The sequence below is a fragment of the Microbacterium sp. BF1 genome (genome assembly GCF_019279095.1).
GTDB lineage: Bacteria > Actinomycetota > Actinomycetes > Actinomycetales > Microbacteriaceae > Microbacterium > Microbacterium maritypicum.
In genome coordinates this window covers 1-9,527 of the sequence record NZ_JAGYWT010000048.1, presented here as the reverse complement: position 1 = coordinate 9,527, position 9,527 = coordinate 1, and the positions used below count along the sequence as shown (strand labels likewise).

The window sequence follows — 9,527 nt, the reverse complement described above, 5'->3', positions numbered from 1 at the left end:
CCGAACGTGTGCTCCTCGGGGACACGGTGCTGCGCACCTCGACGGCGGGACCTGCCGCGATCGCCGTGCTGTCGGTCACGCTCGGGCGATGGTGACGGCACCGCGAGCACACGACGACGGGCTCACGGCTGCGGGGTCGCTGTGGTCAGTAGACTTGTCGGCATGACGGACACCTCGATCTTCACGCGCATTCTGAACGGGGAGATCCCTGCCGAGATCATCGGCGAGACCGACCGCCTCTTCGCTCTGCGCGACATCGCCCCGCAGGCACCGGTGCATCTGCTCGTGGTGCCGAAGTCGGCGGAGTACCGCGATGTCACCGAACTCGCTGCGGGGGATCCCGCTCTGCTGGCCGAGATGATCGCCTTCGCGGGGACGCTCGCCAAGGAGCACACCGAAGACGGCGACTTCCGCCTCGTCTTCAACACCGGCGCCAATGCCGGACAGACCGTTTTCCACGTCCACGCGCATGTGCTGGCCGGCGGATTGACCGAGAAGAGCGTCGGTGCCTGAGAACCACGAACCCCAGGAGCGGAGCCTCGGCGGCCAGCCTCCCGAGGCGGTCGAGAAGATCTACGCCGACGGCGTCGCGATGGTCCAGCTGCTCGGGCCGCAGGACCGGCTTCTGCGGATGCTGGAGAAGGAGCACCGTGACGTCCAGGTGCTGGTGCGCGGCAACGAGATCACACTCAGCGGCACCGCCGATGCGGTCGCGAAGGCGAAGACACTGGTCGAAGAGCTTCTCGAGATGACCAGGGCAGGGCATGATCTGGCACCGAGCGATGTCTCCAGCTCAGCACGCATGCTGCGGCAGGAGGGGGGCCCGCGTCCGAGCGAGGTCCTGGGCGAGGCTATCCTGACGACCCGCGGCAAGGTCATCCGTCCGAAGACCCTCGGGCAGAAGGAGTACGTCGACGCGATCGAGGAGAACACGATCGTGTTCGGCATCGGTCCCGCCGGTACCGGCAAGACCTACCTCGCGATGGCGAAGGCCGTGCAGGCGCTCCAGCGCAAAGAGGTCACCCGCATCATCCTCACGCGTCCCGCCGTCGAGGCGGGGGAGCGGCTCGGTTTCCTTCCTGGCACCCTGACCGACAAGATCGATCCGTACCTGCGCCCGCTGTACGACGCGCTCAACGAGATGATGGACCCGGAGATCGTCCCGCGCCTCATGGCGACCGGCACGATCGAGGTGGCACCTCTCGCCTATATGCGCGGCCGTACCCTCAACGACTCCTTCGTCGTGCTCGACGAGGCGCAGAACACCACCCCAGAGCAGATGAAGATGTTCCTGACCCGTCTCGGCTTCGGCACGCGGATGGTCGTCACCGGTGACATCACGCAGGTCGACCTTCCGCAGGGATCCTCGGGGCTCCGGCTGGTGACCCGCGTGCTCGACGGCATCGACGACATCCACTTCTCCCGGCTCACGAGTGACGACGTCGTGCGGCATTCGCTGGTCGGACGCATCGTAGACGCGTACAGCGAATACGACGAGAAGCGCACCGCGCAGCGGTTCGAGCGCGAACAGGCGGCCGAGTTCGCCAATCGGGCCGAGCGCAGGGGAGCACAACGACCAGGACCGCGTGACCGCGCGCCGAAACGAGGACTCTCATGATCGAGATCAACAACGAGTCGGCCATCGACGTCGACGAGGCCGTGCTGCAGCGGCTGACGGACTTCAACCTCGCGCAGCTGCACGTCAGCCCGGATGCCGAGGTGGCGATCGTCCTCGTCGACGAGGGAGCCATGGAAGCCCTCCACGTGCAGTGGATGGATGAGCCCGGTCCCACCGACGTGCTGAGTTTCCCGATGGACGAGCTGCGTCCCGGAACCGAGGACCGTCCGACGGCTCCCGGCCTGCTCGGCGACATCGTGCTCTGCCCGCAGGTGGCCGAGACGCAGGCGCAGGCTGCGGACCACACTCTGATGGACGAGCTCATCCTGCTCACCACTCACGGGCTGCTGCACCTCCTCGGTTTCGATCACGCCGAGCCCGACGAGGAGCGTGAGATGTTCGGGCTGCAGAAGGAGCTGATCCAGGGCTTCGCCGTAGCTGAACGCCGGCGATGACCGCGGCTCTCCTCCTGATCGCCGCCGTGCTGCTGGTGGCGTTCGGCGGTCTCATGTCCGCGATCGACGCCGCATACGGAGTCACATCGCGCGCCGGTCTCGCCGACATGGCGACAGAGGGTCGCAGAGCCAAGGCGCTGGGTCGCATCGCCGCTGACCTCGACGCGCACGTGAACGCCGTGGCCTTCATCCGCGTGCTCGCGGAGGTCACAGCGGCCGTGCTCGTGACGGTGGCATTCACGATCCTGATCGAGAACAACTGGTGGGCGATGCTCGCCGCCGCCGTCCTCATGACGGCCATCACGTTCGTGCTCGTGGGAGCGAGTCCTCGGTCGTTCGGTCGCCAGCACGCCGAGGCGATGATCCGCGGCACGGCCTCGATCGTGCGAGGGCTCCGTATCTTCCTCGGGCCGCTTGCACAGGGGCTCGTCCTGCTCGGCAACCGCGTGACGCCCGGCACGGGCCGCAGCTCCTTCACCAGCGAGGACCAACTGCTCAGCATGGTCGACGAGGCGGCGTCGAACGACCTCATCGAGGAGGACGACCGCGATCTCATCCACTCGGTCTTCGACTTCACCGATCAGTTCGTCCGCGCCGTGATGGTGCCCCGCACGGAGATGGTCACGGTCGATGCGACGGCGACCACGGACGAGGCGATGTCGCTCTTCCTGAACCGCGGTGTGTCCCGGATGCCCGTCGTCGATGACGATGCCGACGACGTCGTCGGAGTGCTGTACCTCAAGGATCTCGTGCAGTTCGCGTACCGCGACGACAGTGCGTGGCGCGCGGCGTCCATCCGGCCGATCGCCCGCCCCGCGACCTTCGTCCCCGAGTCGATGCGCGCGGAGACGCTCCTGCAGCAGATGAAGCGCGACGCCGTGCACGTCTGTCTGGTGATCGACGAGCACGGGGGGATCTCTGGCCTGGTCACTCTGGAGGATCTGATCGAGGAACTCGTCGGCGAGATCTCCGACGAGTACGATCAGGTATCGGCGGAATTCGTCGATCTCGGTCACGGGCGATACCGCGTGAGCGCCCGACTCTCGCTCGAGGATGTCGGCGACCTGTTCGGTCTCGAGCTCGAGGACGAGGACGTCGATTCGATCGGCGGGCTGCTCGGCAAGGCGCTGGGACAGGTTCCGCAGCCCGGGGCGACGGCCACCGTGGAAGGCTTGGTGCTCACGGGCGGCGCATCGCGCGGTCGCGGGCGAGGGATCGCGACGGTGTTCGTGGAACGTGCGGCGGGGGAACCCGACGATGTGCAGGATGAAGGAGATCGAGACGATGACTGACGACACTCGAAGCGGGTTCGTGACCTTCGTCGGCCGCCCCAATGTCGGGAAGTCGACGCTCACCAACGCGCTCGTCGGCGAGAAGATCGCGATCACCAGCGAGAAGCCGCAGACGACGCGTCGGGCGATCCGTGGAATCGTCAACCGGCCGGAGGGGCAGCTCGTCATCGTCGACACCCCCGGCATCCACAAGCCGCGTACGCTGCTCGGCGAGCGGCTCAATGATCTCGTCGAGCAGGTGCTGGGCGACGTCGACGTCATCGGCTTCTGCGTGCCAGCCAACGAGAAGGTCGGCCCCGGCGACCGGCGGATCGCCGCCTCTCTCGACGGCTACCCGCGCGCGAAGAAGATCGCGATCGTGACCAAGATGGATGCGGCCGGGCGCGACGAGGTCACCGAGCGGCTGATGGAGGTCGACTCCCTCCGGGAGGACTGGGCCGCGGTCATCCCGCTGTCTGCACTGACCCGTGAGCAGCTCGACGTGCTCTCGGACGAGATCCTCTCGCTGATGCCGCAGGGTCCTGCGCTGTATCCGGAGGGCATCACGACCGACGAGTCGGAAGAGGACCGGATCGCGGAGATGATCCGCGAGGCCGCCCTCGAAGGCGTGCGCGATGAGCTTCCGCACTCGATCGCCGTCGTGATCGACGACATCGCACCCCGGGAGGGCACCGACCTGACCGACGTGCATGCCTCGATCGTGGTCGAACGGGACAGCCAGAAGGCGATCATCATCGGGCATAAGGGAAAGCGGCTCAGCGAGGTGGGTGCACGCGCGCGTGTCGGGATCGAAGAGCTGCTGGGGACACGCGTGTTCCTCGGGCTGCATGTGAAGGTCGCGAAGGAGTGGCAGCGCGATCCGAAGCAGCTCGGCAGGCTCGGATTCTGAGATGACGTCCGGCACCACGTCGATGGCGGCGGGAAGACCGCCGACCCCGGCGACATGAGCGGTCGCAGCGAAGACCCGGATCCGCTGCGCACCGAGGTCTTCACCCGAGTGTTCGACGAGCACTGGGCGGCAGTGCGCCATCACATCGAGGGTGTGGTCGGTGCGGAGGAAGAAGTCACCGAGATCGTCTCGGAGGTGTTCCTTCTCGCGTGGACGAAGCTCAGACCCGCGCGACCGCCCAGTCGCGTCTGGCTGCTGCGCGCCGCGGATCGGAGGCTACGTGCGCGTTCGGGTCGATCGTCCACTCCGTATGGTGCGCTCGACGCGGTGCATCTGGGACTCTCCGGCGAAGAGGGCCGACCGGATCAGCGCGGCCGTGTCGAAGTCCTCCGCGCCTTGTCTGTCCTCACCCCAGCACAGAGGCGTATCATCATGCTCACGTACTGGGATGGACTCGCGGTGGGGGAGATCGCGGAGTTGATGCGTGCTTCCGAGTTCCGAGTGCGCAAGACGCTGGGACGCGCGCGGCATCGCCTGTGCGCGGAGCTGGGCCTGGAGGGGGGCGACAACGGGTGATGACTGACAACGCCGTGCTCGAACGGATGCTGAGCGAAGCCGACCCCGCGCTGACGCCCCGTGACGCTGCGCCCGATGCGCGGGCGCTTGCCACACGTGACCGCATCCTCCGCACGAGCCTGGCGCCCCGCAGACGGCGTCGACGTGCCTGGGGCTGGGCCTCCGGTCTGACGGCAGTCGCCGCATCGATGGCGTTGGCATTCGCCGTGTTCTCTCCTCAGGGTGCCGCGGTGGCGGGGATGCCGTCGCCTCTCGACTTCGAAGGCGCGACCACGGTCGCCCAGGTGGTCGACGACGCCGAGACGGCTCTCGCCGGTTCGACCGGACCCGCGGCGCCGGAGCGCACCGTCAGGACCGCTTTCTGGGGATTCTCGGTCGAAGTCGAGGCGAAGGTCAGCAAGGTGGTGCCGCAGCTCTCCACGCTCACGTGGGAACCGGACGGCTCGGGTCGCATGACGATCATCGCCGGTGTTCCCTACGACCCTGAGGACGCGGTCGCGAGCAACGCCGCTGAGGTGACCAGCAGCGGGGAGGTCGTCACCGACCTCGTGATGGCGCCCGGCGATTTCTACACGCCCTGGACAGAAGTGCCCGGCGAGACTCGTCAAGACATGATCGCCATCCTCCGTGCCTTCGGCATGCCGGAGAACCCGACGGCATACGACGTCGAGTTGGCTTTCACATCGGTCCTCGATCAATGGACGCTGACGAATGCTCAACACCGCGAACTGCTCGGACTCCTCGAGGAGGCGCAGGGCGGTGAGGCGCTCGGAGTGACGAAGGACCGTCTGGGGCGTGATGTGAGCGGAGTCAGGGTGGTGTCACCGGACGGCGCCGCCAGCGATCTGATCCTGGTCTCCCGTGATACCGGGAGGATCGTCGGCGTCGAACGCACAGTCCTGATCGCAGACGAGGTCTACGCCGCCGGTTCGATCATCTCCTATCGGATGTGGGACATCGATGAGGAGGCGATCAGATGACGTGGAGCACGATCGTCGCAGCGGCGGCGCTGGGCGCGATGCTCACGCTCGGAGTGACGCCCGCGCAGGCAGCACCGCAGGGTGACGACACTGTCGATCCCGAGATCATCGCGATGCTCGAGGAAGTGCCCGGCGGCGTGATCATCGATTCGACACATGCTGTGTGGCCCGCCCTCGGTATGGAACTCTCGATCAGGTCCGTCTCCACCAGATCAGTGCGTTCGGTCGGCAGCTGTGCGACCGATCGGCTCTGTGCCTACAGCGCCGGGGCGCTCGGCGGCAACAAGCTGACGTTCAGCCTGTGCAGCGTCAACACGATTCCCTCGACGTTCATCGCGAAATCGGTCGCCAACGCTCGTGGTACCGGCTATGTTCAGGCACGGTACGGGAGCGCCACCGTGGCCACGGTGAATGCGGGAAGTTGGGCGAACCTCGGCGCTGCGGTCAACAACCTCCGCTGCGTCCTCTGAGCCGGGGTCGGGCACCATGTCGGTCAGTACTCCGCAGTCTCGGCACTGGGTCGCGACGGCCTGGGGGCCACCCGACAGTTGGGAGTTCGTCGAGCACGACACTCCTTCCCCGCAGAAGGGTGAGGTCACGATCCGTGTCCTCGCCGCCGGGGTGAACCCCGCAGACGCGAAGCATGTGGCTGCCGCCCGCCCGGGCGCCGAACTGCCCGTCCCGATCGGGTACGAGATCTCGGGGGAGGTCTCGGCGATCGGCGCGGACACCCGGATCGGTTCGGGCGCCGTCGACATCGGTGACGAGGTCATCGCCTTCCGCGTGCGCGGCGGCTACGCGACCGAGATCACCGTACCCGCCGAGAAGGTGTTCGCGAAGCCGTCGACTCTCACGCATCCTGTGGCGGCGAACCTGCTGCTCGTCGGCACGACCGCCGCGGAGATGCTCGCCGTCACCGGTGCGGCGCCGGGGGAGACGATCCTTCTCCATGGCGCTTCCGGCGCTGTCGGGGTGAGCGTGTTGCAGCAGGCGCGACTCCGCGGCGTCCGCGTCATCGGAACGGCCAGCGAGGCCCGCTTCGACGAGGTACGACGGTTCGGGGGCATTCCGGTGGAGTACGGCCCGGGGCTCGCTGGTCGCGTGCGCGACCTGGCGGGCGATCCGATCGCCGCGGCGCTGGATGCGGTGGAGACGACCGAGGCTGTCGACGTGTCCCTCGAACTCGTCCGAGACCGTCGGCGGATCGTCACGATCGCCGCTGCCGGTAGAGCCGCGACCGACGGCATCACGTTCATCGCGGGTTCGATGCCCGAAAGCGCCCGCTTCCGCGACGAGGTGCGCAGCAAGCTGATCGCCCTGGCGCAGAACGGCGATCTCGTCGTCCCCGTGGCCCGCGCCTTTGCCCTGGGCGAGGCACCCGCGGCGCATCGGCTTCTTGCCACCGGGCATCCCGGCGGCAAGCTCGCGCTGGTCCCGTAGATCAGTCGATCTCGCGGAGCGCGGAGGCCACGATCACGACGTCGTCGCCGTACTCGGCATCGACGGCATCCTGCATGCTTCCGTCGTCCCACACGACACTCAGCCAGACGTACCCGCGATCGGTGCGGAGAGCGAGTGCCTCCTCGCCGAGACGTGCGGAGATGTCGTCCTGGATCCGGGTGAGCTCATCGCTCGGCGTCGCGCCGTCCACCCCGCCCGTCGGATCCTCCGGAGCGATCGGGTCGTACAGCGCGAGCATGATGGGGGCGTCGGTGTTGGTGAGTCGCTCGCCGTCGAATGTCGCATACACGGCATAGGCCCCCCAGGTGGTCTCCCCGCTGGACTCGCTTCCCTCCACGCCCTCCCAGGACCAGTCGTCGAGAGGGACTCCGCTGCACTGCGGAGGGTACGACTCCCTGATCGCGCCCATGCACAGCTGCACGTCGCCTGCCACGTCCAGCACCGTGCCCACCCCGATGACGCGCCCGTCAGGGAGATCGGGGCGGACGTTCTCGAGGCGCTGGTCGGAGGGCACCGTCGTGCTCGTAGGGGCCGCGGAGCTTCCGGGGCCCGACGTGCACGCGCTCAGGAACAGGAGGCCGACGGCTGAGGCCGCGGCGATGGCCAGGCGACGCTGCGATGTGCTCATACCGGGGAGTGTCGTCACCGCCGTGATCGTCTCAGCCTCGTCGAAACCGTCGTGGCATCCCTGCTACCATGACCTCATGCCTTTCGGCGGTCTGCTTCTTCTTAGCTGCCGCGACGAGTCCTAAAGCTAGGGCCTTCCTCGTCGCGGCGCTTGTGTTGGCCCGTTCATCTTGACGAAGAGAAGAAGCCCCATCATGCAGAACACTCAGCGCCCGTCCGCGATGCCGATCCACAAGTACCGGCCGTTCCACGAGCAGATCAACGTCCACCTGCCTGACCGCACTTGGCCCGACGCCCGCATCACCGAGGCGCCCCGTTGGTGCGCGGTCGACCTCCGCGACGGCAACCAGGCCCTGATCGACCCGATGTCGCCCGAGCGCAAGCGCGTGATGTTCGAGCTGCTCGTCAGCATGGGGTACAAGGAGATCGAGGTCGGCTTCCCCTCGGCGAGCCAGACGGACTTCGATTTCGTCCGCCAGCTCATCGAAGAGAACCTGATCCCGGACGACGTCACGATCCAGGTGCTGACCCAGGCTCGTGAGCACCTCATCGCCCGCACCTACGAGTCGATCACCGGCGCGAAGCAGGCCATCGTGCACCTCTACAACTCCACGAGCGTGCTGCAGCGCGAAGTCGTGTTCCGCACCGACAAGCAGGGCATCATCGACATCGCGCTCGAGGGCGCACGCCTGTGTCGTCAGTTCGAGAAGACCATTCCCGACACGAACGTCTACTACGAGTACTCGCCCGAGAGCTACACCGGCACCGAGCTCGAGTTCGCCGTCGACATCTGCAACCAGGTGATCGAGGTCTTCGAGCCCACCCCCGACCGCAAGGTCATCATCAACCTGCCGGCGACCGTCGAGATGGCCTCGCCCAACGTCTACGCCGACTCGATCGAGTGGATGAGCCGCCACCTCGCGCATCGCGAGAACGTGATCCTGTCGCTGCACCCGCACAACGACCGCGGTACCGCGATCGCTGCCGCTGAGCTCGGCTACATGGCCGGTGCCGATCGCATCGAGGGCTGCCTGTTCGGCAACGGAGAGCGCACGGGCAACGTCGACCTCGTCGCGTTGGGCATCAACCTGTTCACCCAGGGCATCGACCCGCAGATCGACTTCAGCGACATCGACCAGGTCAAGCGCACGGTCGAGTACTGCAACCAGCTGCCGGTGCCCGAGCGCAGCCCGTGGGCGGGCGACCTGGTCTTCACCGCGTTCAGCGGATCGCACCAGGACGCGATCAAGAAGGGCTTCGAGGCCATGGCGGTTCGTGCCGAGGCCGAGGGCGTCACGGTCGACGACATCGAGTGGGCGGTGCCGTACCTGCCCATCGATCCGAAGGATCTGGGGCGTTCGTACGAGGCCGTCATCCGCGTCAACTCGCAGTCCGGCAAGGGCGGCGTCGCCTACCTGCTGAAGGCCGACCACGCCATCGACCTGCCCCGCAAGCTGCAGATCGAGTTCTCCGGTGTCGTGCAGGCGAAGACCGATGCCGAGGGCGGCGAGGTCACGAGCGACCAGATCTGGTCGATCTTCAACGACGAGTATCTGCCCGCCGCCGACACCGCGGCCAAGTGGGGACGCTTCGAACTGCTCGCGACGCAGACCCGCAGCGACATGTCCG

Annotated in this window: 11 protein-coding genes and 1 pseudogene; 11 read left to right on the top strand and 1 reads right to left on the bottom strand. The window is 67.1% G+C overall.

Translation table 11 applies throughout. From position 1 onward, the window contains the following. The 10 genes and pseudogenes from KZA10_RS17680 to KZA10_RS03105 all read left to right on the top strand — a co-directional run. Window positions 1-95 (top strand): annotated as a pseudogene (locus KZA10_RS17680) (16S rRNA (uracil(1498)-N(3))-methyltransferase); the annotation flags it as partial. Window positions 96-162: 67 nt separating this feature from the next. Beyond that, window positions 163-513, top strand: coding sequence for an HIT domain-containing protein (locus KZA10_RS03145; RefSeq protein WP_017830366.1), 351 nt, complete (start codon window positions 163-165; stop codon window positions 511-513). Between the two features lie 79 nt (window positions 514-592). After that, window positions 593-1,618: a PhoH family protein gene (locus tag KZA10_RS03140; protein WP_229778869.1), complete on the top strand. Its 1,026-nt coding sequence runs from the start codon at window positions 593-595 to the stop codon at window positions 1,616-1,618. Then, window positions 1,615-2,073: an rRNA maturation RNase YbeY gene (gene ybeY, locus KZA10_RS03135; RefSeq protein ID WP_218682152.1), complete on the top strand. Its 459-nt coding sequence runs from the start codon at window positions 1,615-1,617 to the stop codon at window positions 2,071-2,073. The genes KZA10_RS03140 and ybeY overlap by 4 nt, the downstream gene beginning before the upstream one ends. Further along, window positions 2,070-3,365 (top strand): hemolysin family protein, encoded by a 1,296-nt coding sequence (locus KZA10_RS03130; protein ID WP_141386095.1) that lies wholly within the window; start codon window positions 2,070-2,072, stop codon window positions 3,363-3,365. The genes ybeY and KZA10_RS03130 overlap by 4 nt, the downstream gene beginning before the upstream one ends. Beyond that, window positions 3,358-4,254, top strand: a complete 897-nt coding sequence (gene era, locus KZA10_RS03125; RefSeq protein WP_031206042.1) for a GTPase Era — start codon at window positions 3,358-3,360, stop codon at window positions 4,252-4,254. The genes KZA10_RS03130 and era overlap by 8 nt, the downstream gene beginning before the upstream one ends. A gap of 54 nt (window positions 4,255-4,308) precedes the next feature. Next, window positions 4,309-4,830 carry an RNA polymerase sigma factor gene (locus KZA10_RS03120; protein WP_218682151.1) on the top strand — a complete coding sequence of 174 codons (522 nt, stop codon included), beginning with the start codon at window positions 4,309-4,311 and terminating at the stop codon, window positions 4,828-4,830. Next, window positions 4,830-5,810, top strand: a complete 981-nt coding sequence (locus KZA10_RS03115; protein ID WP_218682150.1) for a hypothetical protein — start codon at window positions 4,830-4,832, stop codon at window positions 5,808-5,810. Before KZA10_RS03120 ends, KZA10_RS03115 begins: the two co-directional genes overlap by 1 nt. Then, window positions 5,807-6,280, top strand: a complete 474-nt coding sequence (locus KZA10_RS03110; RefSeq protein ID WP_055867685.1) for a hypothetical protein — start codon at window positions 5,807-5,809, stop codon at window positions 6,278-6,280. The genes KZA10_RS03115 and KZA10_RS03110 overlap by 4 nt, the downstream gene beginning before the upstream one ends. Window positions 6,281-6,296: 16 nt before the next feature. Next, complete coding sequence (locus KZA10_RS03105) at window positions 6,297-7,250, top strand: NADP-dependent oxidoreductase (protein WP_218682149.1); 954 nt, start codon at window positions 6,297-6,299, stop codon at window positions 7,248-7,250. 1 nt (window position 7,251) lies between these two features. Here the strand turns inward: KZA10_RS03105 and KZA10_RS03100 are convergent, their stop codons facing one another. Further along, window positions 7,252-7,899 carry a hypothetical protein gene (locus KZA10_RS03100; protein WP_256934339.1) on the bottom strand — a complete coding sequence of 216 codons (648 nt, stop codon included), beginning with the start codon at window positions 7,897-7,899 and terminating at the stop codon, window positions 7,252-7,254. A 193-nt stretch (window positions 7,900-8,092) separates the two neighbouring features. On the opposite strand from KZA10_RS03100, the gene leuA reads away from it, so the two are divergent. Continuing rightward, a partial coding sequence (gene leuA, locus KZA10_RS03095; RefSeq protein ID WP_218682148.1) for a 2-isopropylmalate synthase occupies window positions 8,093-9,527 on the top strand: 1,435 nt, incomplete at its 3' end.

Excerpts from the sequence above, each read along its gene's own strand:
- KZA10_RS03145 (WP_017830366.1), top strand. The coding sequence starts at position 163 with ATGACGGACACCTCGATCTTCACGCGCATTCTGAACGGGGAGATCCCT.
- KZA10_RS03140 (WP_229778869.1), top strand. The coding sequence starts at position 593 with ATGGTCCAGCTGCTCGGGCCGCAGGACCGGCTTCTGCGGATGCTGGAG.
- ybeY (WP_218682152.1), top strand. The coding sequence starts at position 1,615 with ATGATCGAGATCAACAACGAGTCGGCCATCGACGTCGACGAGGCCGTG.
- KZA10_RS03130 (WP_141386095.1), top strand. The coding sequence starts at position 2,070 with ATGACCGCGGCTCTCCTCCTGATCGCCGCCGTGCTGCTGGTGGCGTTC.
- era (WP_031206042.1), top strand. The coding sequence starts at position 3,358 with ATGACTGACGACACTCGAAGCGGGTTCGTGACCTTCGTCGGCCGCCCC.
- KZA10_RS03120 (WP_218682151.1), top strand. The coding sequence starts at position 4,309 with ATGAGCGGTCGCAGCGAAGACCCGGATCCGCTGCGCACCGAGGTCTTC.
- KZA10_RS03115 (WP_218682150.1), top strand. The coding sequence starts at position 4,830 with ATGACTGACAACGCCGTGCTCGAACGGATGCTGAGCGAAGCCGACCCC.
- KZA10_RS03110 (WP_055867685.1), top strand. The coding sequence starts at position 5,807 with ATGACGTGGAGCACGATCGTCGCAGCGGCGGCGCTGGGCGCGATGCTC.
- KZA10_RS03105 (WP_218682149.1), top strand. The coding sequence starts at position 6,297 with ATGTCGGTCAGTACTCCGCAGTCTCGGCACTGGGTCGCGACGGCCTGG.
- KZA10_RS03100 (WP_256934339.1), bottom strand. The coding sequence starts at position 7,899 with ATGAGCACATCGCAGCGTCGCCTGGCCATCGCCGCGGCCTCAGCCGTC.